General features: G+C 67.8%; 25 protein-coding genes and 1 pseudogene. 9 read left to right on the top strand and 17 right to left on the bottom strand.

Annotated features, from left to right (window positions below; all coding sequences use genetic code 11):
- Window positions 1-61: 61 nt before the first annotated feature.
- The 5 genes and pseudogenes from ABZ845_RS06805 to ABZ845_RS06785 all read right to left on the bottom strand — a co-directional run.
- Window positions 62-1,210: a tyrosine-type recombinase/integrase gene (locus tag ABZ845_RS06805; protein WP_360973785.1), complete on the bottom strand. Its 1,149-nt coding sequence runs from the start codon at window positions 1,208-1,210 to the stop codon at window positions 62-64.
- Window positions 1,210-1,410, bottom strand: a complete 201-nt coding sequence (locus ABZ845_RS06800) for a helix-turn-helix domain-containing protein (RefSeq protein WP_360973782.1) — start codon at window positions 1,408-1,410, stop codon at window positions 1,210-1,212. The genes ABZ845_RS06805 and ABZ845_RS06800 overlap by 1 nt, the downstream gene beginning before the upstream one ends.
- A 487-nt stretch (window positions 1,411-1,897) precedes the next feature.
- Window positions 1,898-3,373: an ATP-binding protein gene (locus tag ABZ845_RS06795; RefSeq protein ID WP_360973779.1), complete on the bottom strand. Its 1,476-nt coding sequence runs from the start codon at window positions 3,371-3,373 to the stop codon at window positions 1,898-1,900.
- Window positions 3,374-3,376: 3 nt separating this feature from the next.
- Complete coding sequence (locus ABZ845_RS06790) at window positions 3,377-4,216, bottom strand: bifunctional DNA primase/polymerase (protein ID WP_360973776.1); 840 nt, start codon at window positions 4,214-4,216, stop codon at window positions 3,377-3,379.
- Window positions 4,213-4,368: pseudogene (locus tag ABZ845_RS06785) on the bottom strand (DNA methylase); the annotation flags it as partial. The pseudogene ABZ845_RS06785 and the gene ABZ845_RS06790, both read right to left, overlap by 4 nt.
- A 255-nt stretch (window positions 4,369-4,623) precedes the next feature.
- Here ABZ845_RS06785 and ABZ845_RS06780 point away from each other — a divergent pair.
- Entirely contained in the window at window positions 4,624-5,190 is a 567-nt protein-coding gene (locus tag ABZ845_RS06780; protein ID WP_360973773.1) for a hypothetical protein, read from the top strand.
- Here the strand turns inward: ABZ845_RS06780 and ABZ845_RS06775 are convergent.
- The 7 genes from ABZ845_RS06775 to ABZ845_RS06745 all read right to left on the bottom strand — a co-directional run bounded on the left by ABZ845_RS06775 (window position 5,181) and on the right by ABZ845_RS06745 (window position 10,166).
- Window positions 5,181-5,645: a hypothetical protein gene (locus ABZ845_RS06775; protein WP_360973770.1), complete on the bottom strand. Its 465-nt coding sequence runs from the start codon at window positions 5,643-5,645 to the stop codon at window positions 5,181-5,183. The two genes, ABZ845_RS06780 and ABZ845_RS06775, sit on opposite strands and share 10 nt — an antisense overlap.
- A gap of 203 nt (window positions 5,646-5,848) precedes the next feature.
- Window positions 5,849-7,969, bottom strand: coding sequence for an ATP-binding protein (locus ABZ845_RS06770; RefSeq protein WP_360973767.1), 2,121 nt, complete (start codon window positions 7,967-7,969; stop codon window positions 5,849-5,851).
- 107 nt (window positions 7,970-8,076) lie between these two features.
- Window positions 8,077-8,376 carry a hypothetical protein gene (locus ABZ845_RS06765; RefSeq protein ID WP_360973765.1) on the bottom strand — a complete coding sequence of 100 codons (300 nt, stop codon included), beginning with the start codon at window positions 8,374-8,376 and terminating at the stop codon, window positions 8,077-8,079.
- Window positions 8,377-8,378: 2 nt separating this feature from the next.
- On the bottom strand, window positions 8,379-8,696 hold the full coding sequence (locus ABZ845_RS06760; RefSeq protein WP_360973762.1) for a hypothetical protein: 318 nt from the start codon (window positions 8,694-8,696) through the stop codon (window positions 8,379-8,381).
- Window positions 8,696-9,037, bottom strand: a complete 342-nt coding sequence (locus ABZ845_RS06755) for an RRQRL motif-containing zinc-binding protein (protein WP_360973759.1) — start codon at window positions 9,035-9,037, stop codon at window positions 8,696-8,698. Before ABZ845_RS06755 ends, ABZ845_RS06760 begins: the two co-directional genes overlap by 1 nt.
- A complete protein-coding gene (locus ABZ845_RS06750) occupies window positions 9,037-9,900 on the bottom strand; it encodes a protein spdB (protein WP_360973756.1) in 864 nt (287 codons plus the stop codon). The genes ABZ845_RS06755 and ABZ845_RS06750 overlap by 1 nt, the downstream gene beginning before the upstream one ends.
- Window positions 9,897-10,166 (bottom strand): DUF6284 family protein, encoded by a 270-nt coding sequence (locus ABZ845_RS06745; RefSeq protein ID WP_360973753.1) that lies wholly within the window; start codon window positions 10,164-10,166, stop codon window positions 9,897-9,899. The genes ABZ845_RS06750 and ABZ845_RS06745 overlap by 4 nt, the downstream gene beginning before the upstream one ends.
- A gap of 454 nt (window positions 10,167-10,620) precedes the next feature.
- On the opposite strand from ABZ845_RS06745, the gene ABZ845_RS06740 reads away from it, so the two are divergent.
- The 3 genes from ABZ845_RS06740 (at window position 10,621) to ABZ845_RS06730 (ending at window position 12,746) form a co-directional block, all read left to right on the top strand.
- A complete protein-coding gene (locus ABZ845_RS06740) occupies window positions 10,621-11,487 on the top strand; it encodes a winged helix-turn-helix domain-containing protein (RefSeq protein ID WP_360973750.1) in 867 nt (288 codons plus the stop codon).
- Window positions 11,477-12,160, top strand: coding sequence for an HAD family hydrolase (locus tag ABZ845_RS06735; protein ID WP_360973746.1), 684 nt, complete (start codon window positions 11,477-11,479; stop codon window positions 12,158-12,160). Before ABZ845_RS06740 ends, ABZ845_RS06735 begins: the two co-directional genes overlap by 11 nt.
- A 214-nt stretch (window positions 12,161-12,374) precedes the next feature.
- A complete protein-coding gene (locus ABZ845_RS06730) occupies window positions 12,375-12,746 on the top strand; it encodes a DUF6233 domain-containing protein (RefSeq protein WP_360973743.1) in 372 nt (123 codons plus the stop codon).
- Between the two features lie 63 nt (window positions 12,747-12,809).
- Here the strand turns inward: ABZ845_RS06730 and ABZ845_RS06725 are convergent, their stop codons facing one another.
- Window positions 12,810-14,267, bottom strand: coding sequence for a beta-propeller fold lactonase family protein (locus ABZ845_RS06725; RefSeq protein WP_360973740.1), 1,458 nt, complete (start codon window positions 14,265-14,267; stop codon window positions 12,810-12,812).
- Between the two features lie 512 nt (window positions 14,268-14,779).
- On the opposite strand from ABZ845_RS06725, the gene ABZ845_RS06720 reads away from it, so the two are divergent.
- Complete coding sequence (locus ABZ845_RS06720; protein ID WP_360973737.1) at window positions 14,780-15,913, top strand: beta-propeller fold lactonase family protein; 1,134 nt, start codon at window positions 14,780-14,782, stop codon at window positions 15,911-15,913.
- 374 nt (window positions 15,914-16,287) lie between these two features.
- Here the strand turns inward: ABZ845_RS06720 and ABZ845_RS06715 are convergent, their stop codons facing one another.
- Genes ABZ845_RS06715 through ABZ845_RS06705 form a run of 3 tightly spaced genes read right to left on the bottom strand, consistent with a single transcriptional unit; the run spans window position 16,288 to window position 18,936 of the window.
- Window positions 16,288-17,448 (bottom strand): tyrosine-type recombinase/integrase, encoded by a 1,161-nt coding sequence (locus ABZ845_RS06715; RefSeq protein WP_360973734.1) that lies wholly within the window; start codon window positions 17,446-17,448, stop codon window positions 16,288-16,290.
- Window positions 17,448-17,660 carry an excisionase family DNA-binding protein gene (locus ABZ845_RS06710; protein ID WP_360973731.1) on the bottom strand — a complete coding sequence of 71 codons (213 nt, stop codon included), beginning with the start codon at window positions 17,658-17,660 and terminating at the stop codon, window positions 17,448-17,450. Before ABZ845_RS06710 ends, ABZ845_RS06715 begins: the two co-directional genes overlap by 1 nt.
- A complete protein-coding gene (locus ABZ845_RS06705) occupies window positions 17,653-18,936 on the bottom strand; it encodes a replication initiator (protein ID WP_360973728.1) in 1,284 nt (427 codons plus the stop codon). The genes ABZ845_RS06710 and ABZ845_RS06705 overlap by 8 nt, the downstream gene beginning before the upstream one ends.
- A gap of 230 nt (window positions 18,937-19,166) precedes the next feature.
- Here ABZ845_RS06705 and ABZ845_RS06700 point away from each other — a divergent pair, with 230 nt between their 5' ends.
- The 3 genes from ABZ845_RS06700 to ABZ845_RS06690 all read left to right on the top strand — a co-directional run bounded on the left by ABZ845_RS06700 (window position 19,167) and on the right by ABZ845_RS06690 (window position 21,557).
- Window positions 19,167-19,535: an HAD hydrolase-like protein gene (locus tag ABZ845_RS06700; protein WP_360973725.1), complete on the top strand. Its 369-nt coding sequence runs from the start codon at window positions 19,167-19,169 to the stop codon at window positions 19,533-19,535.
- 359 nt (window positions 19,536-19,894) lie between these two features.
- Window positions 19,895-21,250, top strand: coding sequence for a right-handed parallel beta-helix repeat-containing protein (locus ABZ845_RS06695; RefSeq protein ID WP_360973723.1), 1,356 nt, complete (start codon window positions 19,895-19,897; stop codon window positions 21,248-21,250).
- 7 nt (window positions 21,251-21,257) lie between these two features.
- Window positions 21,258-21,557, top strand: a complete 300-nt coding sequence (locus tag ABZ845_RS06690; RefSeq protein ID WP_360973721.1) for a beta-propeller fold lactonase family protein — start codon at window positions 21,258-21,260, stop codon at window positions 21,555-21,557.
- 768 nt (window positions 21,558-22,325) lie between these two features.
- Here ABZ845_RS06690 and ABZ845_RS06685 read toward each other — a convergent pair.
- Window positions 22,326-22,457, bottom strand: coding sequence for a hypothetical protein (locus tag ABZ845_RS06685; protein WP_360973719.1), 132 nt, complete (start codon window positions 22,455-22,457; stop codon window positions 22,326-22,328).
- Window positions 22,458-22,529: 72 nt separating this feature from the next.
- Here ABZ845_RS06685 and ABZ845_RS06680 point away from each other — a divergent pair, with 72 nt between their 5' ends.
- The gene (locus ABZ845_RS06680; RefSeq protein WP_360973717.1) at window positions 22,530-22,895 is read left to right on the top strand and encodes a DUF6233 domain-containing protein; all 366 of its coding nucleotides are present in this window, start codon (window positions 22,530-22,532) and stop codon (window positions 22,893-22,895) included.
- Window positions 22,896-23,119 lie beyond the last annotated feature (224 nt).

Raw genomic sequence — 23,119 nt, 5'->3', positions numbered from 1 at the left:
ACGGCCCGGACCGATCATGGTCCGGGCCTTTTTGACGGCAGCATTTGACGGCAGTCGCCTCTCACGCGGCGGGCAGACGGCGCTTGAGTAGCCGGTCCATGTGGCTGATCGCCTCCCGTTGGGTGTCGTGCACGACGTGCGTATACACATCCATCGTGATGCTGATCTGGCTGTGTCCGAGGATCTCCATGATGACGCGTGGCGCGACGCCGGCCGCCGTGAGAAGAGTCGCGGTGCCGTGGCGCGCATCGTGCAGCCGGACCACTCGCAGCCCCGCATCAGCGGCGACCCGCGTGAACGACCGGTAGACGTTACGTGGCTCGACCGGCCGGCCGTTCCGTGTGGCGAAGACGTAGCCGCTCTCCGACCATGCGACGCCCGTGCGCGCGAACACGTCCCGCTGCCGCAGTCGGTGCCAGCGCAGCGGCGCGATGCACAGCGCGGGCATCGGAACCACACGGCTGCGGCGGCTCTTGGGGTCGTCGTCGTACAGCGTCCCCCGGCGACGCTGCGTCTGCTGGCGGACGTGCAGCACACGGTTATCCAGGTCCACATCGGACCAGCGCACGCCCACCAGTTCCCCGCGTCGCAGGCCCATGGCAATGGCCAGCACGAACGCGGCGTACAGCGGATCACGGCGTGCGGCCTCCAGGAAGGTCAACGTCTCCTCCAGGGACCATGGCCGGATCTCCCGCTGTTTCACGCGCGGCGATTCCACCAAGGACGCGACGTTCCGCGTGATCAGTTCCTCGCGCACAGCCGCAGTGAGCGCCGTGCGCAGCACTCGGTGTGCTTCCTTGGCGGTCGCGGCTGTGTGGGTGTTCTGCATGCGGGTGATAAAGCGGCGCACGTCGGCGACGCTCAAGGTCTCCAGCCGTTTCGTGCCCAGCAGCGGAACCAGGTAGAGGCGCAGATGAGTTTCGTACTTGTCGTAGGTGCTGAGCTTGCGGCGCGGCTCGATGTAGTGCTCCAGCCAGTACGGCAGCCACTCGGAGAGTTTGGCGGACCGTGTCGGCGTCGGGATTCCCTGGCGGCCACGGCGCACCAACTCCTGGCGTTTGGTGTCGCACTCTTCCCACGTGTTCCCGTACACGGTCTTGCGCTTGCGGGTGCCGTCGGGCTGGGGGACGTAGACGCGCGCCTCAAAGCGCCCGTCCTTGCGCTGCCAGATGCTGCCAGCGCCGTTCGGGTTCCTCTTTCGCTGAGGCATCAGGCTGCATTCTCCTCAAGTCGGTCTTGCATGTAGTGGCGTACGGAGTCGACCGGGATGCGGCGTGCACGGCCGGACGTGTAGCTCGGGAGTTGCTTGGAGCGGATCAGGTCGTAGACCTTGCTGCGGCTCAGCCTCAGCGCGGTCATGACCTCCGGGACGGTGAGGGCTTGGGGGTCGCTCGCGACGACGGTCAGCACGTTGAGACCTCCGAGAGAGGGCGGGGCCTACGAATGGGGTTGGTTCAGGGGCTCGTCAGGAGAGCCCGCGCCTGTCCGAGGCGGGGATTTCTGCGTCATCGCGTCACGCACGTCATTTGCGGCTCTGACCTGCGGTTATGCGGTGACGCGGGCAGCTCGGGGCGTGTCACAGGGCGGGGCGGGGTTCTGTCACCCGTGACGCGTGTGACGCGGGATGACGCAGGTTTGGCCGTCTGCGTCACAGCTGTCACCGCTGGTCAGGGCCCGGTTTCGGGTGGCTGGTGACGTGGGTGACGCAGGCTCTCCTCTCTTAGGAAAAGAGAGGGGGTGTCTGTGGTGGTGCGGTGCTGCTCAGGACGTGAAGAAGGAGCCGCTTCGCGGCGCGTCTTGTGCAGCGGCGGCAAGCCGCCGGAACAGCAAGAGGAGCACCGGCCCGGGTGCGGGGTGCTCCTCTTGCTTGTCCAGTGCGGCACCGTGGTGGCGCGGGTCAGAACGCTGCCCTCTGCTGGTTCGGGGGCGGTGTCGCGGGGCGGGTCATCTCGATGTAGCGGGCGGCGCTGGTGCGGCCCCAGTCGATGAAGACGCCGCGTGCGGCGAGGGTCGGCTGTAGCCGCTTGAGCCGGTCGGAGAGGACCTTGCCCGTGGTGGGCCAGCCCTTGGGCAGAGGACGGCACTCCTCGCCGCTGTAGAGGCTGGTGAGGCAGTGCAGCCACTCCGATGACGTCATACGGACTTCCGCGCGCGCGTCGAGCCCGGCCGCGTGCTTGAGAACGGTCTGTGCGAGGAGGTCCCCTTCGATGACGTCGTCGTTGAGGTCATCGAGGCTGGCCCGGTACGCGGCCAGCGAGCCGAACCCGGTAGCCGCATCGAGCTGCGCGCACAGGTGGGCGAAGTCGGCCATCCGCAGGTCGGTGGGAGTGTCCGCCTGCGCGGACCGCACCTTCACCGTCAGGTCCAGCAGGGAGCCGAGAACGACGGGAAGGATCTCCGCGTACTCGGTCCACAGCTCTGCCTCGGTCCGCCGTACCCGGGGTCGCACGAGACGGAGCGGGAGGAGGCGTTCGGCGAGGTCGGGGCGGATGACGCCGACGTCGATACCGGTCAGGAGCATGGGGCGCCGGTAGCGGGAGCGCACGACGTCGCCGTCGGTGAACAGCGCGCGCTTGATGCTCTCGGCGCCGGTCACGATGCAGCACATGAGGTCGGACAGGTCCGGGGGCAGGTGGGAGAGGTTGTCCAGGGCGGTGACCCACCCGGCGGCGACGGCCGTGATCATGTTCTCCTCATCCTTCGGCGCCCGCCGCAGGTCCCCGCTCATCCCCTCGATGATCCGCACCAGCATCCGGCCGCCGGTGGACTTGCCCGCCCCTTGGGGGCCGGTGAGGAACGGCGCGGGCACGGGCACGGAGGGCTCCAGGCAGCCGATGAGCCAGGCGATGGCCAGGCATTCGGTCTCTGCGCTGGCGAAGTTGCACAGGCGGAGCAGGAGGTCGATGCCTTTGCCGTTGGTGTCCTTGTCGGGCAGGGGGAGTTCGCCGGTGAGCTGGGTGCGCCGCCAGCACACTTCCCGCGGGTCGGGGGTGCGGATGTCCCAGCCGGTGGGGTGGATGCGGATGGACTTGCCGTCGTCGCGGCCCAGGTCGAGCCAGGTCGCACCGTCGAACCCGGGGGCGACGCGGATGTGGGTGGGCTGTACTTCCTCGGTCAGCGCGAGTGCTTCGATCAAGTCCAACGCCTCCTTGAGTGCCGTGCCGTTGAACACGCCGACCCCGTCCTTGAAGAGGCCGACCATGAGTTCTTGCCGGTGGCTGCCCGTCGTGCCCTGGGAGCGGATCGGGCGGGCGACGGGGTGGCCGTTGCGCTGCGCGTACACGGTTCCGTCGATGGTGCGGAAGTACCGGAAGTGCGCCTGCGCGTAGTCGGTGATGATCTGCCGGGCGGGAGTCTTCTCGTCCTCGGACATGACTCACATCCCCAGTGCGGTGCGGGCGTTGGCCCACGCGTCCACGCAGTGTCGGGCGGATTCGCCCTTGGTCTGCGCGGCGGTGAACAGCCGCGCGACGTGAGCGTCGGTGAGACAGCCGCACCGACCGTGCGCGGACAGCACCGCCAGGAACGTGCGGTAGACGGTCGTGTGCACCGCCTCCCGGGCCCCGGTGATGCGCTGCTCCGCCATCGCGATCCCCCGCTCCAGAAAGACGGGCGTGCGATGACGGCATTCCCCACGCCCGACCAGGGCGGGCCCGGTGATGACCTGTGCTGCGGGTCGAGTCGTGGCGGGCTTGCTTGCGGCCAGCGCGCGCACGGCATCGGGCAGGTAGGCCATGGTGCCGGTGCCGAATCCAAGCCACCGGGCGTAGGCCATGGTCGACTTGATGTCCACACCGGGCCGGACCGCGTTCGCGGACTGCATCCGACCGAGGTACAGCCAGTGCTCGCCCCGGGTGGTGGGCACGGTCTGCGTGGTCGGCAGGTTCTCGCGGGCCCACGTGATCGCGTCGGCGTTGTCGAGATCCACGACCGTCAGCCCCGCCCCGCCCGGGTGGTAGGCGACCGCGCTCGCGGCCAGCCACGCGCGACGCCAGGGGCCGGAGGAGATGACGGTCGGGTCGGTGGTCGCGGCGGCCCAGGCGTGGCACGGGTCGGGGCAGGTGCAGAGCCCGGGGGTTTTCATGCTGGGCCTGCCGCCGCATGCGTTGTCGGCGCACCTGCGGCAGTTGCCGAACGGCACCTTGCCCGCCCGCAGCGGCAGGACCGGGATCCGGGAGGCGGCCAGGGCGAGGGCGGTGTTCTCGTGCTCGATCACGCCGCCACCCCCAGCCCCGCGCGAGAGACACGGAAGGCGCAGCCGATGTACTCGGTGTAGGCGGGCGGGATGGCCTCGGTCAGTTCCTCGCGCACGTTCGTCCGCGAGATGCCCATCGCCACTTGCAGCTCCGGGACGGTCGGCTTGCAGCCGTGGACACGGAAACCCGCGCGGGCGTAGCCCATCGCGGCGGCACCGGCGCACGAGAACAGGTCCAGCAGCCGCAGGCGTTCGCGGTCTCGTCCGAAGTCGGTCGCATGAGTCATGCTGGTTTCTCCACCTCTGCAAAAGGGAGTTGGGCGAGGGCAGCCGCGGACATTGGCGAGACAGCGGCTTCCCCGTTCTGCGGTTACCGAGGGGGCGTTGTGGGGAATGCGGCGATTGCATTAGTCGCGGCGATAGTTGGTGTGACGGGAACGCTTCTGGCGCCGGTCCTGTCCCAGCGATCGCAGGCGAAGGCGCTGAGGGAGGATTTCGAACGCCAACAGCGAGCAACCCAGAAACAGTGGGAGCGGGAAGAGGCGCGGTTGGAGTTCGTTCAGCGTCGGACCTGCTACGTTGCCGCGAATGCGACATACCATCGCTATCGCGTTGCGCTGGTTCACTACCTGTGGCACGTACGTGGAGGGGACGTCACCGAGGCCACGAAAGAGGAACTCGCAGCGGCTCGACATGAGCACCAAAAGGCGTTCGCTGAGGCTCAAATGATCGCGTCGGCCGCGGTACTTGAACAGCTCGATGACCTAGCCGTCAAGCTCGGCGTGGGATATCGCAAGATCATGGCCTTGGAGTCGGGGACGCCTGAGCCAGAGATCGGATCCTTCGAGGAGATTCGCGAGTACCTTCGGCGGATCTGGAGTCGGTGGGAGGACATGCGCTCGCTCATGAGGGTTGACCTTGAGGCGTCCAATGCCCGACCGAATGGAACGGGCATGGCCACACGGACGATGCCTCATCCCGCCGATCAGCTGTAGAAGCGGTTCCGCTTGATCACGGCCTGTCGGATGTTGACCGTGGTCCCGCCTTTCGGGCCGGATGCGCTGAAGATCTGTATGGCGATCCATCCGCCGAAGATGACAGCGGCGAGGGTAATGAGCTGTGCGATGAACGCGGTCAGTGCGGCGACGAACGATGTCAGCAACAACAGGCCGCCGCACACAGCAAGAAACCCGATGCCGCCGAGTGCGATGTTCACCGCCGTGCGGGAGACGGCCGGCTTCGCCGCGACCGGTTCGGGCTGCATGGAGCTGATGGCGTAGCCGGTGACGACCCGCCCGTCCGGCAGGATCACGCTCGCCACTGCCGGGACATTGCCCGGCTGGACGGGAGCGAGCGGCGCCGGGACGGCGACGGCGGGCTGTATCGGGGTGGGCTGGTGGACTTCCACGGCCCGGATGGCGGGCGCGTGGCCGGTGCTGTCGGGATACATGCGGAATCCCTTCCGGTGGCGGTTCAGGGAGGCGGAGGCACCCCTTTCGGGGGGCCGTGTGGAGGGGGTTCGGGGTGCTGGCCTGGGGTGCCTCCCTGACTCCCTGCGTGATCATTTATGCAGGTCAGAGTCAGGGAGGCGGGCCAGGGAGGCTTACAGGGAGTTCTCCCTGCCTCCCTGGCCCGTCGGGGTGCGGCTCCCTGTCATTCGTCGGCGGAAGCGGAACCGTCGGCGTCGCGGTTGGCGAGGGCGCGGGCGATGCGGTCACGGCCGACGACCATCACGCCGTCGGACTTGTACGGCTCCGCGCCAGCGTGGTCCAGGACGCGCTTGAGGTCGATGAACGACCACTTGCCGTAAGCGTCCTCGCTGAGCATCGCGAGCCGCTGGAGAACATCCTTCGTGCGCACCCTCGCCGTGGTGCCGACCACGCTCGCGATGTCGGCCAGCAGGTCGCGTTCCTCACCCCGCTCGATCACGTGCAGGGTGGTGACACCGTCCCGCAGCGCCTTCGCCCGGGCGGCGATCTCCTTCGCGTCGTCGGTGCTGATGAAGTGCGTCCGCACCGTGATGGACGACTGTCCCTTGGGGATCTCGATCCCGTCGGACGCGACCACGAGGGTTCCCTTGTCCAGGCCCGGGCGCAGCAGGTTCGGCGCCGCCCCGCCGTCCACGGCCTTGTCCCCCAACGCCATCCGGGCCTGGGAGTCGGTGCCCAGGGCGAGGGAAGCACGTGTGTGGGCGCCCTCGCGGACGAGCTTGGGGAGGTTCTGGTCGGTGGGGTCCTGGGTGCCCTGCCACAGCAGCACGTTCACGGCCCGCCCCTGGTTGTGGATCTTCCGGGCGGCCATGAAGTACCGGGAGTTGGAGGAGGAACCGCCGTAGGGGCGCTTCTCCTCGTCCTTGACCGGGCACATGAACGCCACCTGCGCCTCATCCACGATCACGACGAGTGCCGGGAACTCGGTGCCGGGCGGGGCCTGGAGGCGGCGGTTCATCTCCTCCACGGCGTCCTCAAGCATCTCGGTTACCTGGATGACGTGGTTGTCGGTCGGGCCCTGGATGAGCCGGGAGGCGAGACCCTCGAACATGGCCCAGTCGCCCACGCCCTTGAGGTCGCCGAGCCAGAACTCCACCGTCCGGTCCAGGGCCAGCCACAGGGCGGGGGCCCGCATCGCGGCCGTCTTGCCCTGGTTGGACAGACCGGTGATGAGCAGGTGGCGCTGATACACGCTTAGCGCCGCCGCGTCCCCGCGCAGGTCCTGGCCCCATGGAGCCTTGCCCTTGGCGTAGTCGGCGGTCAGCGACTCGTCCGTGACCAGCGGAGACGGCCCGATCGGCTCATCCAGCGCGCCCGAGTCAGCGACCCACAGCCGCACAGTGCGGGCCGCCTGGGGGATCGTGATGAACACCTCGTGCTCGTGGCGGGTGAGGTTCTCGGCGAGCTTGCGCCGCTTGTTCTGGACCTCGTTCGTGGACACGCCGGAGGGCAGGGTGACGTCGACTTCCACGCCGCATCCGGCGATGCGGATCGGCCCGAGCATGGCGGCGCCGGCGTCGCCCATCTCCGTGATCGCCTTCCGCAGTGCGGGAACCCCGAGATCCCGCAGGGCCTTGACCACGATGGACGGGGTGATGGGCTCGCCCTCGCCGGAGCGGACGTTGGCCGGGAGAGCCCAGGCGGGTGCGGCCTGCTGCTTACTGCCGACGGCCCACAGGGCGAGCAGAGCCAGGAACGGGCCGATCGTGAGCGCGGGGCCCCACACCACCTGCACGATCCGGATCATCAGGGCGATGAACTCGATGACCGCTTTGAGGGGGGTGATGACCTGGGTGACGTCCTTGTTCGCGATGGCCATGACGACGCCGAGGGCGACCAGTCCGCCTATGCCCATCCCGGTGCCAACCAGCACGCCTTTGGCGGCGTCCACGGGTGAGTGGAGCAGGTCCATGCGACGGCGGTGGCGGGCGTCGCGGAACCGCTGCAACCGCTCCTCCCACTCTTCGGCCACCTCGTAGTTCCCTGCGGCTTCGGCAGCGCGCAGCATGCGTTCGTAGCGGGCCCCGGTGCGGCCGTCCCAGGTACGGCGGGCCACGATCCGGGCCCCGTTGACGGTGTAGAGGCTGTGCCGGGCCACCGTCCGGGCGGAGGTCTTGGTCCGCTCGTGGGTGACGACGTGCCTCACGGCGCGGCCGGAGCGCACCCACAACGGCACCAGCGGGGCCGGTGCGGGGTCGGGGACCACGGTCAACGTGGTCCCCGGAGCCGGTTCGGTGGACGGTTCGGTGGGTTGCTTGTGCAGGTGAACGACGGTGTCGCCCATGGCAGGGAACTCCTGACTGCCCCGAGAAGGCACGAGGCGGGAAGGCTGGAGCGCACGGCCGTCCCGCCCGCTCCTGGTCGGGCGCGAGCGGGACGGCTGTGCAGGGGTTAGCGGCTGATGCGGGCGCGGTTCTCCGCGTGGCTGAGCTGGGACGGGTCGATGCGCGGGCCGTCGAACCAGCAGAACGGGCGGATGCTGTCGGCGGCTGTGAACACGCGGATCGCCGCGCCCGCCGGGGCGTCAGGCAGGGCGCAAACGCGTCCGCCGTCGAGAGAGGCGAGGATGCGCGCGCCGTGGTGCTCGCAAGCCTTAGCACCGTCGTTGAAGGCGTCCAGCACCATCACGACCACCGGACCATCACAGGGCGTCGGGTCGTCGGGGTGAGCGGCAGGGCACCGGCTGTCCATGCTCACCACCACCCCGAGGACTTCTTGGCTGCCTTCGCCTGCGCGGCCTCGGTCACGATCCTCTGCCGCTCCGCCTGCAACGCGGTCAGTTCCGCGATCAGCCGGGTCTCGACGCTGCTGGAGAGCGCCTCCAGCCGGTTCTCCGCGCGGCTGGTGCTCTTGCCGCGCAGGCTGCGGTACGAGCCTCCGGCGAGCGCGCCCACGGCGGCGCGGCGTTCGGAGCTGGTCAGGGGCCACATCTCGCCCCGGCGGACCGCTTCGAGCTTGCGAGTCGTCAGCCGGATCTCACGGTCCAGACGACGGGTGTCGGGCTTGCCCATCACGCACTCCTGGAACAGGTAGAAGGGAACGCGCACGGCACACAGGTGCCGAGCGAAGTGGGGATGACGTAGCCCGCGTCCTGCCGACACTGCGGGCAGATGCGGCGGGCAGTGTTGGCCTTGTCCAGAGCAGCCCACCGGGCGGGCGTCATGGGCCGGACCGGCAGGGCCAGATCGACGCGGTAGAGGTAGGCGACCAGTGGCGGGCGCCTGCGGCGGGGCCGTTCGAGCTGCGCGGCCACGTCCTGACCACCCGGGCGCAGACCGCGCGCCCTGAGTTGGCGGCGGGTGGCGTAGCCGTCCGGAGCCAGGCGCCACCGGTACACCGGCAGCGTGGCCATCACACGACGCGCTTCCACGCGGCCCTAAGCCGGACCTCGGAAGCGGAGTGGCCGGCCGCGCGGAAGCGGGTGGCCATCTCCCGGTACGACAACGCCGGATCCTCGCTGGTGCGGATCCCGTCCACCAGCACATCGAGCGCGTCATCAGTGAGCGCGGACGCCGCTTCCAGTACGGGAACGGGCTCGGTCGGGCCCCACACGGGGAGTTCCCAACGGGCTGTGACGCTGGGCGTGACGGGGCTCGTCACGCAGGTCAGTGCCCTCCCGGTGCCCTCGCCCTTGCGTGCCGTCTCCAGTGTGGACCACGCCTTCGATAGCCTTTGGGCGGTCTGGGCTTGGACGCGTGCGACGCGGGCACCAGCCGCCGTAACAGCCGTCAGCCGCGTCTCCTCCGTGGCGGCTTCCGCCCGCAACCGGGCACGTGCCACGGCCGCTTCGTCGCGCGCCTCCTGCTGGATGTCGCGGATCGCGCCCAGCGCCACCGGGGTCAGCGCGGTGCGCTCCCACAGCCCGTGCACCAGCCACAGCGCCTTCGCTGCCACCGGCAGCCACGCCACGGCCAGCCAAGCCCCGGCAGACTCCGTACCGGTGAGCGCGTGCGTGACCAGGACACCGGCCGCGACCAGCCCGAACAGCCAGCCGACGGCGGTCACCACGTGGTTGTGGTCGCCCTGGACGGCGAGGCGACGTTCGTAGGCAAGGGTTGCCAGCCATCCTCCGTCGATGCCGAGACCGACGACCAGGGCAACGGGCCACGGCACGGCCCGGCCGAGCCACATCATCACCACGGCCAGGGTGAGGACCATGGATACCGCCGTCATCACGACGGCGGGCAGCACGGTCCTGGCGGTCTTGCTCCTCATGCCGCACCCCCGGGCAGGATCGCGGCGGGCGTGTGGTTGATGAGCGCGACCCGGGCAGCGAGGGCCCGGCGGCGGGCGCGGCGGATGCGGCGGGCGTCCAGTTCGGTCGGGACACGGACCAGGGTGACGATCTGCGCGTCGAGCAGCTCGACGTCCGCCAGGATCAGCGGCATCTCCCACTCGATCGCGTCCAGCTCCGCATCCGTCGGCTCCATGAAGTCGGCGAACGCGGTAACAGCGTCCTGAACAGTGACGATGTGCTCCATTGGGTCGTGTTCCTCTCGCATAGGAACGGCCCGAACAGCACCCCCGGTGTTCCAGCACCGGGGGTGCGCGCCGTTGAAGTCCGAACATCCGGCTCCCCTCAACCCCGCCCGTACGAGACGGGCGGGGGAGGCAACCGGCCGTAGCGCCGAAGCGCTGCGGAGGGGTTGAAGACGCGCAGTTGCGCGGTCTTGCAGCCGCGCGGCCGTCACTTCGGGGGAGACGGCTCAGAAACCCACGTATTCGCGATGTCAAAGAACACCCAGCGTGGGGCTCGCGGCGTGCGGCCGAAGCCGCCTTCCTGCCGAGCTATCCCAAGCCAGCACAACCCCACCAACCTGACCAACCTGGCTAGCCCGGTTTGGATGAGAACAACGTAGCCAGCCTGGCTAGCCACGTCAACACCTGACTAGCTTGGCTGTCCCGATTGATGGAAGAGGCCGTAGCATCGACGGCATGACGTTCACGCCTGAACCCCTGGACCCGGACGACGACCGGCCGCCGTACGAGCAGGTGGCGAGCAGTCTCAGCGCCGCCATTCGGACCCGAAAGCTGGGGCCTGGCGACAAGATCCCGTCGCAGAAAGAACTGACTGAGACGTACGGATTCGCCCGTGCCACGATCCAGCGCGCGCTCCGTGAGCTGGAAGACGAGGGGTTGATCGTCTCCCGCAAGGGCAGCGGCGTATACGTACGAAACCGCACCGAACGGCCGGCGGGCCTCCGCCCGTACGTGGAGCAAGCCTTCGCCAGTCAGAACGTGTCGATCGACTTCGCCGGGTTCTCCAGCGAGACGCTGCATGGGGCGCTTCAGGAACCGATCGACAAGATCCGTATTGGGCGCCTGACCCCGTCGAGCATCAACATCCGCATCCTGGTGCCGGACATGTCAGTCCCCCAGGCCGCACCCGTCAGGCGCGAGGATGGCGCCGACGATCCGCGCCTACGGGCTCGCATGCACGGCATGATGGTCAGCTTCACCCGAAGCATCTCCAACACCATGCACGAACTCAGCGTGCTCGGGCTGGTCAGTGAGGCAAAGGTGAGCGTGCGTGTCCACAGCGGAACGCAGTTCTTCAAGCTCTACGTGATCAATCAGGAGGACGCCTTCTTCGGCTACTACCCGATCCGGCCGAACAAGGTCGTCACCCAGGGCGAAGCCATAGAGATCTACGACCTCGTGGGAGCCGACGCCACCCTGTTCCACTACTCGGTGAACGAGGGCGAGTCGTCCAGTGGTGCCCAGCAGGTGAGCCAGGCACGCATGTGGTTCGACAGCGTGTGGGAGACCATCGGAAGGGACTTTGACCCCGATGGGAAGTAGCACCCTCCCGGAAGTTCTCGAAGCCACCAGAGCAGTCCTGTTCGACTTCGACGGGCCTATCTGCGACGTGTTCGCGGGGCACCCCGCCCCCGAAGTCGCGCGCCATCTTGCGGAGACCCTGGCGGAGTACGACGCGGCTCTCGGAAGCAAGGCTCATGGCACCGACGACCCGATGGAAATCCTCCGTCTCGCCCCGCAGGCTGGAGAGCCTGCCCTACGGGCGATCGAGGAGGAACTGACCAAAGCCGAGGTGACGGCCGTCAAGCTGGCGGGCCCACCCGTCCCGGGTGCCGTGGCCGCTCTCGAAGCGGCCCGCTCCCCGGGCCGGAAGGTCGCCATCGTCAGCAACAACTCGACGGCATGTGTGCGTGCCTTCCTGATGCTGCACGGGCTCCGTCACCTCGTGGACACGGTCGTGGGGCGCGCCCCGTACTGGCCGGACTTGATGAAGCCCGACCCTCACTCGCTACTGATGGCCGCCGGTCAACTGGACACGCACCCCTACGACTGCACCCTCATCGGCGACTCGGTGACGGACGTGGAGGCAGCGAGAGCCGCCGGCGGGCGCTCCATCGGTTTCGCCAACAAGCCCGGCAAGGAACGTGCCTTGGGCGATGCGGGCGCCGATGTGGTCGTCACCAGCATGGTCACCGTGGCCGAAGCTCTGGGCTAACCCCTCCCCCTCCAGGGACTCCTCCAACTGCTCTGTCAGCTCGTCCATGAGGCGCTTCCTCATCCGCGCGGTGATGTGCGAGTAGCGCGCCTGCACCGAACCGTCCTCATGCCCCAGGCGCTCATCCATGAGTTCTTGTGTTCTTGGTTGAGCTGTCAGTCGGCCAGGTGTGCCGCCGCCCCTCGTGCGGGTCCGCGACCCTAGAATCGAATACATGTCCGAATCTAGCTTGCCGGAGCGCATCGAGAAGCACCGTGCCGTTGCGGCCTGGCTGGAGTTCCAGCTCGGGCAGGAACGGGCCACGATCCGGCGACTGGAGAAGGAAGCTGTCGAGTGGGATCGGCGCAAGGCAGTTGCTTGGCGCGAGCGTCGCTTCACCGTCCAAGAACCCCGCCACGATGAGGAGCAATACGTGATCCACCGCGGCGGCTGCATGAACAACCCCGGCGCGCGGGACTACGTCCAGGCGCCCGAGGTGGTGATCATGATGCAGGGGAAGAACGTGGAGGGCTGCCGAACGTGTAATCCGATGCCGGGGCTGCGCGGCACGTGGACCCCGCGCCTCGCCCCCGACGAGGGCGCCTGATCTCGGCGGCTACGGCGGCGGCTTCCTCGGTCAACCTGGAGAACAACTGTTCGTGGTGGGTCGTCAGTCGTGGTGTCGCTGCTGGGTCCTGGGCGCGTCGTGGTCGGCGTCGTGTCTGCCGGGCTGGTCCTTCTTGTCGTGTCTGCTGTTGTGGTGGTGCTGCTTTTCGCAGTGTTCGCCGCGTTTGATGGTGGTGGGGTCGGTGGCGGTGTCGGGGGTGCTGCCGCCTCCGGTGACCGTGACGGTGTTGGTGACCTGCTTCGGCGCCCGGCAGGACGCTTTGACCGTGAGCTTGATGGGCGGGTAGCTGCTGCCGGGGGCGAGGGTGTCGTTGCGGGTGCAGGTCAGTGTGGCCAGGGTGCAGGCCCATCCGGTGCCTCTGAGGGAGGTAGCGGTCAGCCCTGTGGGCAGGGTGTCGGTCACGGTGACGGTGGTGCCGTCGGTCGGGCCGGTGCCGTGGTTGGTGACCGTAATGCGGTAGGTGTTCTTCTTGCCCTGGCCGAACGTGCCGTGGTGGGTCTTGGTGATGGTCAGGGAGGGGAATGGCGGCGTGCCGATGGCCACACCGAACGGGCGGCTGCCGACGGGGACGGTGGTTGTGACCGTGTTGGTGGTCGTGTCGATGACCGACACCGTGTTCGAGCTGGTGTTGGCAACGTAGGCGTGGGCGCCGTCGGGGGTGATGGCCACACCGTTCGGGCGGCTGCCGACGGGGATGGTGGCGGTGACTGTGTTGGTGGACGTGTCGATCACCGCCACCGCGCCCGAAAGAAAGCTCTGGGTGACGTAGGCGTGGGCGCCGTCGGGAGTGATGGCCACACCGAACAGGTTGGCGCCGGCGGGGATGGTGGTGGTGACTGTGTTGGTGGCTGTGTCGATCACCGACACCGTGCCCAAGCCGTCGTTGGTGACGTAGGCGTGGGTGCCGTCGGGAGTGATGGCTACAGCGAACGGGGCGGGGACGCCGGGGACGGTGGCGGTGACCGTGTTTGTGGTGGTGTCGATCACCGCCACCGCGCCCGAGCCGAAAACGGCGACGTAGGCGTGGGCGCCGTCGGGGGTGATGGCCACACCGTCCAGGATGCCCCCGAACGGGGGGATGGTGGTGGTGACTGTGTTGGAGGCTGTGTCGATCACCGACACCGTGGCCGAAAACAAATTGGTGACGTAGGCGTGGGCGCCGTCGGGGGTGATGGCCACAGCGAACGGTTGGATGTCGACGGGGATGGTGGCGGTGACTGTGTTGGTGGTCGTGTCGATCACCGACACCGTATTCGAATTCTGGTTGGTGACGTAGGCGTGGGCGCCGTCGGGAGTGATGGCCACACCGGTCGGGAAGCTGCCGACGGGGATGGTGGCGGTGACCGTGTTCGTGGCTGTGTCGATCACCGACACAGTGTCCGAAGTCTCGTTGGTGACGTAGGCCTTCGGCGGGGGAGCGGCCGCCCATGCCGGGGCCGCAGCCAGCACCGGCAGGGACACTCCCGCCAGCACGGCCAGGACCGCCATGACCAACCGCATCCAGATCCCCGGTCGCGGCCCGGGCCTGCCCCTGTCCGCTACCGGACCGCCCCGGGGAAGCCCGGACCGTCTGCCCGCATGTGGGATCACGAACGCCTCGCTTTGTCAGGAAGGGCGGCCGCGACCGGACATACCGTGGGCGCCGGCGGTGCACCGCAGCCACACACCACATGTGACTATGTGTCACTTTATGTAGCTGACGCGCGTCGAACTTGTTGCCGCACCGCATGCGAACAGCCGAGCAGGACACAGCACGGATTGAGCGACGTCGACAGTCCCCTGTGATCGACCTGGCGGCGATCGATGTGGGCGAAGGCGACTCCCGACCCCCAGCGCGCTGCACCCGGAACTCATATGGCCGCAGCCGGGCGCGCCTGACTGACTGGCCGTCAGGACGCGCACTATATGTCATTTGTTTCGATTTCCCCAGTTCACGGTTCTTCTGATCCCCAGAGCACCCCCGTTCGCTGTCGGGGCCGCTGGGCCGTGGCGCCGGCTGCAAGGAGAAAGCGATGCATCTGACCGACCCGGCAGGTGAACCTGCACGTCGCGGTCCGGGGCCGAAGAGGAGCGGGCTCTGGGCGTGGCTGCGGGCATGCGTGGCGGGGCTGGCCGTGCTGGCGGGACTGGCCCTTCCGATCGTCTCCTCATCCCCTGCCTGGGCCGACACATCCTCTGACGCGTACGTCGCCAACTTCGGCTCGAACGATGTGTCGGTGATCGACACCAGAACCAACACCGTCGTAGACACCGTCCCCGTCGGCAACAACCCGCAGGAGGTGGCGAGCACCCCGAACGGTCGGCGTGTCTACGTCGTCAACCGCCTCTCGAACACTGTGTCGGTGATCGACACCGCCACCAACACCGTCGTATCCACCGTCCCCGTCGGCATCATGCCGATCGCCGTCGCGATCACCCCGGACGGCCTCCACGCCTACGTCACCAATTTGATTTCGGACACGGTGTCGGTGGTCGACACCACGACCAACACCGTCGTCGCCACCATCCCCGTCGGGAACGGCCCGGGCGGTGTCGCGATCACCCCGAACGGCCTGCATGCCTACGTCACCAACTTCTTCTCGGGCACTGTGTCGGTGATCGACACCACCACCAACACCGTCGTCGCCACCATCCCCGTCGGCAACGACCCAATCGGCATCGCGATCACCCCGAACGGCCAGCGAGCCTACGTCGCCGACTCCGGCTCGAGCGATGTGTCGGTGATCGACACCACCACCAACACCGTCGTCGCCACCATCCCCGTCGGCAACGATCCGTTCGATGTCGCGATCACCCCGAACGGCCGGCGCGCCTACGTCACCAACAACTTCTCGAACGATGTGTCGGTGATCGACACCACCACCAACACCGTCGTCGCCACCATCCCCGTCGGCAACGGCCCGTTCGATGTCGCGATCACCCCGAACGGCCGACGCGCCTACGTCACCAACAACTTCTCGAACGATGTGTCGGTGATCGACACCAGAACCAACACCGTCGTAGACACCGTCCCTGTCGGCAGCGGCCCGGTCGGCATCGCGATTACCCCGGGGAAGGGCAAGCACCACAAGCCCGAGAAACCGAGGAAGCCCTGCCACTATGCGTCTCAGCCTGCGTCGCCCTGCCGAGCCAGTCCTGGGGAGTGAGCGGGGAGTGGATCAAGGAAGCCGTACGGATCGCCACCCACCGGAACCAACCCGCACCAACGCCCTGACCTGCACAGGAGCCAAGAGACCCTGGCCAGCGATCTAACCGCACATTATTCGGGACGAAGAAGTCGTGACGGCAGACTCTGACGGCAACGTCAGCACACCAGACCGGACATGGGCGACTCCCAAGACACTCGCCACGCCAGGCCATGGACTCGCCGCGCAGACCAGCCACTTGGTTGGATGAACTCCTAAAGCGGGTGTCGCAGGTTCGAATCCTGCCGGGGGCACAGAGAGAAGGGCCAGCTCAGGAGGGGTTTCCTCCCAGGCTGGCCCTTGGCAGTTTCAGGCGCCGTGCCACACGCGTGCCACTACGGGTCCGCCGGGTCCGTCTCAGAGGGGTCGGAGACCACTCCCCCACCACCGTTGCGGATCATGACGCTGAGCCGGTCGGCGATGTCACGGTCACGATCACTGGTCATGTGCTGATAGATCAGCGCGGCGCGCGAGCTGCTGTGGCCCATGCGAGTCATCAGCTCCCGCGTGCTGGCCCCGGCCGTGGAGGCGAGCGTATTGCCCGTGTGCCGGAGGTCGTGGAAGTGCAGCTCGGCGGTGACACCAGCAGCCTTGCGAGCTTTGACCCAGTCGTCCCGGAAGTTGCTCCGCCGGAGCTGCCCTCCTTGCGGCCCGACGAACACGTGACCTTCACGGCCGGGCGCGGCGAACTGCTCCAGGTGGCGCGCGACCTCATCGAGCAGCTCGGCGGGGAAGGAGACCGCCCGCACCCCGGCCGCAGACTTCGGCGCCTTGTCGAAGAGTCGGCCGGACTGCAATTCCGCCTGCGCGCGACGCACGCTGACAGTCAGCGCCTCCAGGTCGATGTCCCTGCGTCGCAGAGCTGCCAGCTCCCCGAAGCGAAGGGTGGTGAAGGCTGCCAGGAGCACGAGCAGCCGGTAGCGCTGGCCTATAGCACCAGCGATGGCGAAGACTTCCGGCACAGTGAGAACCGGTCGCTCGGGCACGTCGTAGCGATCTGCTCCCTTGATCCGGCAGGGGTTGCGTCGGATCAGTTCGTCGTCCACGGCAGTGTTCATCAAAGCCCGCAGAAGTTGGTACGCCTTGACCACCGTCGGCTCACCGAGGCCCGCCGCCAGGAGCTTGCCGCGCCAGCTCCGAACCCGTGCCGACGTCACGTCTGCCACAGTCCCAGCGCCGAAGGTGGGCAGGATGTGCAGCCGGATCACGGACTCGTTGCGCTCGCGCGTGCGATCAGCGAGCTTGCGGTCTCGCAGCCAAGCAGTTGCGTACTCCCGGAAGTTCACCGCCCCGGCGTCTGGGTCCGACCAGCGCCCACGCGCAATGTCGGACTCGATGTGAGTCAGGGCCGCCTGGGCGTCGGTCTTGGTCGGGTAGGTCTTCTCGGCCGGGCGCAACTGGCCCGTCTCGGGATCGCGGTACCGCACCTGCCAGCGACCAGACGGGAGCTGCCTGACCGACCCGAAGCTTCGACGCCTTCCGTGCTTGTTGGCCATCAGGCAACCCTCCGCAGCGAGCTATGCCGGTGACCGATCGGCCGAACTGTATGGGCGTCGATGAACGCGCTCAGCGAGTTCTCGGGGATGCGAACGTGCCGACCGACCTTGACGAACGTGATGCGGCGCTCGGCGACCAGGCGGCGCGGAAAGCGTTCCGTAGTTCCGAGGAGTTCGGCCACCTGCGCCACGGTGAGGTAGCGGTCAGCCATGAGTGGGTTCTCCCTCCGTTCCGGGGGCGGGTTCGAGGGATGCGGCGAGCCAGGCTTCGGTGTCGGACAGGCCGGTTCCGGCGAAGACCCAGTGGGCGAGGACGTACGTCGTGTCGGGCTCGGGACCGTTGGCTGCTGCGATTTGGGCGCGGCGCCATGCGGCGCGGGCGTCGCGGAGGGTGCCGAGGGTGGTGGAGTAGCGGCGGGATTTGGTGGAGAAGTGGCCGCGGAAGCCGAGCATGTGAGCCCGGGCGCGGAGGCGAAGGTGTTCGAGGTCTTTCCGGGCGCCGAGAATCCAGGCGGTGCAGATGAGACGGCGGGCGTGGTCGCTGATGTCGAGCTGGGCAAGTTCGGCGGCGAACTTGAGGGGACGTTCGAGTGCGCCTGTGGCGGTCTCGGCGCCCTTGGTGGCGTACTTGGCGATGTAGGCAGCGACGGCTCGCTCGGTCAGCTCCTGGCCGTCGTTGAAGTCGGCCGATCGGATGGTCCGGACGTCGAGTTGGCGGCCGAAGGCGAAGGTGTGCGCGCGGCCGTCGATGACCGGGCCGTCCATGTGGGTCTTGTCGGTGGCGGCGCGGATGGCGTCGGTCAGCAGGTCGGCGGTCGCCCAGGCCGGGGGCGGGGTGTCGCCGCCGCTGGGGCCGTCGAGGCGGATGACGGCGTGGAAGTGGACGGCGCCGCGCTTCTGGTACTCGGCGACCTTGGCGAAGGAGACGCGGGCGTGTGCCCGGAACCGGCGCTGGGACAAGCCCGCACGCTTGGCGACCTCGCGGCGGAGGTGGATAGAGAAGCGCTGCCAGAGGGCGCCCGCGTGGGCGTTCCACAGGACGGCGGCCTCGTAATCGTAGGTGTCGGGGTGGAGTGGGGTGCCGAGGACGCTGTCGTCCTGGGGGTGGTGGATGCCGCAGCGGCAGGGACGGCCGTCGGTGCGGCGGTTGTGGACCGGGCCGAAGCCAGGGGCGGTGAAGGTGGCGAAGACGCGGGGATGAGTGGCGACGTGCTCTGGGGTGCCTTTGCCGCCGCGCAGTCCGGCGGTGATCAGCTGGAACGTGTCGCGTCGGTCGACCTCAGCGCACGCCGGGCAACGGGTGGTACGGCGGTTGTTGCAGCGGACCAGGAGTTGGCCGGCGGGGAGTGAGGTCGAGTCGAGGTGCTGGAGGACACGGCCAATCTCACCGGTCTTGGTGTCGACGTCGTACTCGGTGCGGTGGCCGTCGAGGCGGATCGGGCTGGTGCACCCGCCGAGCCCGGAAAGCTGCCGGAGGATACCCGGCAAGGTGCCCTGGGCGGCGAGGTTGCTGAGTTCGGGGAGCGGGGGCGGTGTGAAGTTTGCCCTTGATCTTGGACAGCGGGTTTCTACGCTGCGGGTGTGAAGTCCTGCTGCAGTCTCCACCCGAGAGTCTTGCGTGGGCGCGCGTTGGGAGCCGCCGCGACGGCGTCGAGGTCGCTGCCGGCACGGCGTGCCCGTCGCGTGCCCGATCGGGCGGGAACTTCCGGGGACTCACGGTGAATCACGGCCGGAGCTACGCGCTACCGCAGGTCAGCAGACTGCCAGCTCAGCAGAGTGCCACAACCGGACTCTTCCAAACTAGGCCTTCAGACACCAGCGCGCCGCCACTGCTTCCCGATGCCGGGCGCTACGGCTGCCAGCTGGACACGCACCCCTACGACTGCACCCTCATCGGCGACTCAGTGACGGACGTGGAGGCAGCGAAAGCCACCGGCGGGCGCTCCATCGGTTTCGCCAACAAGCCCGGCAAGGAACGCGCCTTGGGCGATGCGGGCGCCGATGCGGTCGTCACCAGCATGGCCACCGTGGCCGAAGCTCTGGGCTCTCCGGAGCCCCCTCTCTCGGCGCCTTCCGGCAGCACATAGAGGCCCCCGCCCTGGGCCCGGAGCGCGCGGGCGGCGAAGCCGGTCCCACAAGACGTGCGAAAGCCAGGCCCGCCGGGCTCGACTTTCATAAGCAGCAGCCTGGGGCGCTGACCGGTTCAGCGCCCCAGGTTCTCTTTCGTCTCTGCCGGCAGTGGCGACCGGGATCGAAGTTTCCCACGCCCCTGTTCGGCGTCTGCGGGTTTGCTGTGTATCAACGGCCTCGTACTGCTCCCGGAGGGACACGTAGAACGGCATCACTATGGCCGCCGAACAGGTGACTTCCCCTCGTATGCAGGCTCCCGGCTTGCGCAAGCGGTAGGGATACCCCCCGGAGATCCATACGCAGACGAACGAGGACGATGATGACCGGCCGAAAGAAGCAGATCACGTGGGGACGGCGACGCTGGGCGTCAGGCTGTACGGGACTGGCGGCGGCCATCGCGACGGTGGTGTTCCCCACCGCGACCGCCGCCCACGCCGCGAACGTCACATGTGACACCGTCGACCTGATCAACGCGATCAACACCGCCAACAGCGGCGGCGACAACGTCCTCAACCTCACCAGCTACTGCCTGTACAACCTCACGGCGCAGATCACCCCCGAGGACGGCCTGCCGATCATCACCGCCCCCAACCTCATCATCCACGGCAACAACGCCACCATCCGCCGAGACCCCGCCGCCAGCGACACCTTCCGCATCTTCGACATCGCCGCCGGAGGCGCGCTGCACCTGGACCACCTCACCACCATGGGCGGCAACGCCAGCTCCGCGGGCGGTATCTACGTCCAGGGGAACGGGGTACTGACCGCCGACACGGTCACCGTTCAGGGCAACTCCGGCGGAGGTCTCAAAGTCGACGACAGCGGTCAGGCCACGCTCACCGACAGCCGCATCAACGACAACACCTCCAACCTCGGCGGGGGAATCAACAACGACGGCGCCGTGTCCCTCACCCGGGTCACCGTGGACGGCAACCGGGCTTCCAACCAGGGCGGAGCCGTCAACGCCGACGGCACAAATGAGACGCTCGACATCACCGACAGCGTCATCAAGAACAACACCTCCGGAGAATTCGGCGGCGGCCTCGATCCCGACAACGGCATCGTGACCATCACGCGCACCCGCATCCTGGACAACCGGGCACGCCTCTACGGAGGGGCCATGTTCACCAACGCCCAGTCCACCACCATCACCGGTTCCACCATCTCCGGCAATTCCACCACAGCCACCCGCAACGACGGCGGTGGTGGCGGCGGCCTCTGGATCAGGGGCAACACCGCCATCTCCGACTCGTTCATCACCAATAACAGGGTCGTCGGCGAGACGGGGTTGGGTGGCGGTATCGAGCACAACTCCGACAATTTGGTCCTGAGCAACACCACCGTCACGGGCAACCTCCTGTCCGGCCGCTACTCCGCCGGCGGAGGCATCAACAACGAAGACGGCTCCTCTCTCAGCATTTTCGGCTCCACCATCGACAGCAACAAGGTCACCGGCACCGGCTCCTTCGCCGCCGGCATCCACAATGAAGACCTCAGCCCCGTGTCGATGACCAACAGCTTCGTCCGCAACAACATCGCCCCCAACGCCCCCGCCCCCGGCGGCATCTGGACCGACATCCAGTTCATCCCGGCCTTCGGCAACACCATCACCGGCAACACGCCCACCAACTGCCTCCTCAGCCCCGTCATCGTCACCGGCTGCGTCGGCTGAGGGCGGCGTGGCGATCACCCCGAACGGCAGGTTCGTCTACGTCACCATCGAGGGCACGAACGAGGTGCAGGTGATCGACACCAGGACCAACACGGTCGTGGGCAGCCCCATCCCCGTCGGCGCCCGGCCGCGCCGTTTGGCGATCACCCCGGATGGCAGGCGCGTCTACGTCACCAACACCGACGACGGCACCGTGTCGGTGATCGACACCAGGACCAACACGGTCGTGGACACCATCACCGTCGGCAGCGAGCCGGTGGGTGTGGCGATCACCCCGGGACGAGGGCGAGGGAAGGGCTCGCGATAGTGGTGAGTGCTCCGGTTGCGGCAGTGTTGCGCAGGCCGGAACGGAGCCCCCGCCAGCCCGTTCATCCGCTTGGAACGCTTCCGTTGAAGCCGGACATGGGCCCGTCGTCCAGAGCTCGTGGGCCATGTGTGGGCCAGAGAGCCCCTCGCGCCTGCCGAAACAGGATGTGACCAGGGCATCCGTGCTGCTTGCTTGACGCTCTTGAAAACCGTCGTGGCGCGAGTCGCCGTGGGTTCAAATCCCACACCCACCGCTTCGCAGGTCAGAAGCTTGCAGGTCAGAAGGGGTGCCACTCTCCAGAGCGGCGCCCCTTCCGCATGCAGCCTGTCTCACCCTGATTCGGCGCTATCCCCCCTCTGACCAGTGCGTGTTTGGCGCAGTACCCGGTGGGATTGGGTACCGGGCGCATCGTCCTGCGTGCCCGGTGTTTCAACTGCTTTTCCTCGTAGGGATTCCCGTCGTCCGTCCAAGCGGCTCCCACAACTCGTGTTCCACGGCCAGACGCAAGCAGTTGCTCAGCACCGCACGGCGCCGCCGGAAAGTGTTCGCGGCGGCCGGCTTGCCGTCCTGGCGCCGGGCCAGGTGTTCCAGGACCGTGCGCACGCGTTTGGCGTGGTTCCAGGTCGACCACGGACGGCGCGTTCCGCTCAACCCATGTCTGCGCCTTGGCGCGAGGCCATCGACGTACTCATGCCAGATATCGCCCGGGTCGTCGCTGAGACCGAGGGTCGCCCCCAAGCCCACGAAGTCCTCAGGGCGAGCCCGCTCTCAAAGCCAATCGCAGATGACAGCCCCCGCTTCCAGGGACAGAGAGCGCGAGTGCACGAAGCCACGAGCCCATTGCTCAAGGCCCGCGCTGCGGTCGATCAGGGTGTTGTCGAGGTCGAAGAGTGCGAGCACAAGACGACGTTACGCGGGCGTCGTAGGCACCTCACGCTCCTCGAGTGGGTCCACAACCTTAGAATCGAATACATGTCCGAATCTAGCTTGCCGGAGCGCATCGCGAAGCACCGCGCCGTCGCGGCCTGGCTGGAGTTCCAGCTCGGGCAGGAACGGGCCACGATCCGGCGACTGGAGAAGGAAGCGGTCGAGTTGGAGCGGGGCAAGACAGTCGCTTGGCGCGAGCGTCGCTTCACCGTCCAAGAACCCCGCCACGATGCGGAGCCATACGTGATCCACCGCGGCGGCTGCACCAAGAGCCCCGCCGCGCGGGACTACGTCCAAGCGCCCGAGGTGGTGATCATGATGCGCGGGAAGAGCGTGGAGGGCTGCCGAACGTGCAATCCGATGCCGGGGCTGCGCGGCACGTGGACCCCGCGCCTCGACCCCGACGAGTGACGGCAGGATCTCTCGGTTGAATTGCGATCACAGCTGGGCGTGTCACCTGCCCGCCGATTGATCCGACATGAATCATTTCTGCCGGTATCGCCGGTACCACTCACGGGAACGACACTCGCGATCCGCCCGAAGGAGTCTCAATGACGAAGTCAAGCCGTTTGCGTGACCGGCGGGGCGGAGGTGAACGTCCTTCCGTCACGCAGCAGCGCCCACAACACGTTCGC

The sequence above is a fragment of the Streptomyces sp. NPDC047022 genome (genome assembly GCF_040644155.1).
Classification (GTDB): Bacteria; Actinomycetota; Actinomycetes; order Streptomycetales; family Streptomycetaceae; genus Streptomyces.
The sequence above is the reverse complement of the archived record's forward strand: the minus strand, read 5'-3'. Positions and strand labels throughout refer to the sequence as shown.

Excerpts from the sequence above, each read along its gene's own strand:
- ABZ845_RS06805 (WP_360973785.1), bottom strand. The coding sequence starts at position 1,210 with ATGCCTCAGCGAAAGAGGAACCCGAACGGCGCTGGCAGCATCTGGCAG.
- ABZ845_RS06795 (WP_360973779.1), bottom strand. The coding sequence starts at position 3,373 with ATGTCCGAGGACGAGAAGACTCCCGCCCGGCAGATCATCACCGACTAC.
- ABZ845_RS06775 (WP_360973770.1), bottom strand. The coding sequence starts at position 5,645 with ATGTATCCCGACAGCACCGGCCACGCGCCCGCCATCCGGGCCGTGGAA.
- ABZ845_RS06770 (WP_360973767.1), bottom strand. The coding sequence starts at position 7,969 with ATGGGCGACACCGTCGTTCACCTGCACAAGCAACCCACCGAACCGTCC.
- ABZ845_RS06765 (WP_360973765.1), bottom strand. The coding sequence starts at position 8,376 with ATGGACAGCCGGTGCCCTGCCGCTCACCCCGACGACCCGACGCCCTGT.
- ABZ845_RS06760 (WP_360973762.1), bottom strand. The coding sequence starts at position 8,696 with ATGGGCAAGCCCGACACCCGTCGTCTGGACCGTGAGATCCGGCTGACG.
- ABZ845_RS06755 (WP_360973759.1), bottom strand. The coding sequence starts at position 9,037 with ATGGCCACGCTGCCGGTGTACCGGTGGCGCCTGGCTCCGGACGGCTAC.
- ABZ845_RS06750 (WP_360973756.1), bottom strand. The coding sequence starts at position 9,900 with ATGAGGAGCAAGACCGCCAGGACCGTGCTGCCCGCCGTCGTGATGACG.
- ABZ845_RS06745 (WP_360973753.1), bottom strand. The coding sequence starts at position 10,166 with ATGGAGCACATCGTCACTGTTCAGGACGCTGTTACCGCGTTCGCCGAC.
- ABZ845_RS06740 (WP_360973750.1), top strand. The coding sequence starts at position 10,621 with ATGACGTTCACGCCTGAACCCCTGGACCCGGACGACGACCGGCCGCCG.
- ABZ845_RS06735 (WP_360973746.1), top strand. The coding sequence starts at position 11,477 with ATGGGAAGTAGCACCCTCCCGGAAGTTCTCGAAGCCACCAGAGCAGTC.
- ABZ845_RS06730 (WP_360973743.1), top strand. The coding sequence starts at position 12,375 with ATGTCCGAATCTAGCTTGCCGGAGCGCATCGAGAAGCACCGTGCCGTT.
- ABZ845_RS06725 (WP_360973740.1), bottom strand. The coding sequence starts at position 14,267 with ATGCGGTTGGTCATGGCGGTCCTGGCCGTGCTGGCGGGAGTGTCCCTG.
- ABZ845_RS06720 (WP_360973737.1), top strand. The coding sequence starts at position 14,780 with ATGCATCTGACCGACCCGGCAGGTGAACCTGCACGTCGCGGTCCGGGG.
- ABZ845_RS06715 (WP_360973734.1), bottom strand. The coding sequence starts at position 17,448 with ATGGCCAACAAGCACGGAAGGCGTCGAAGCTTCGGGTCGGTCAGGCAG.
- ABZ845_RS06710 (WP_360973731.1), bottom strand. The coding sequence starts at position 17,660 with ATGGCTGACCGCTACCTCACCGTGGCGCAGGTGGCCGAACTCCTCGGA.
- ABZ845_RS06695 (WP_360973723.1), top strand. The coding sequence starts at position 19,895 with ATGATGACCGGCCGAAAGAAGCAGATCACGTGGGGACGGCGACGCTGG.
- ABZ845_RS06680 (WP_360973717.1), top strand. The coding sequence starts at position 22,530 with ATGTCCGAATCTAGCTTGCCGGAGCGCATCGCGAAGCACCGCGCCGTC.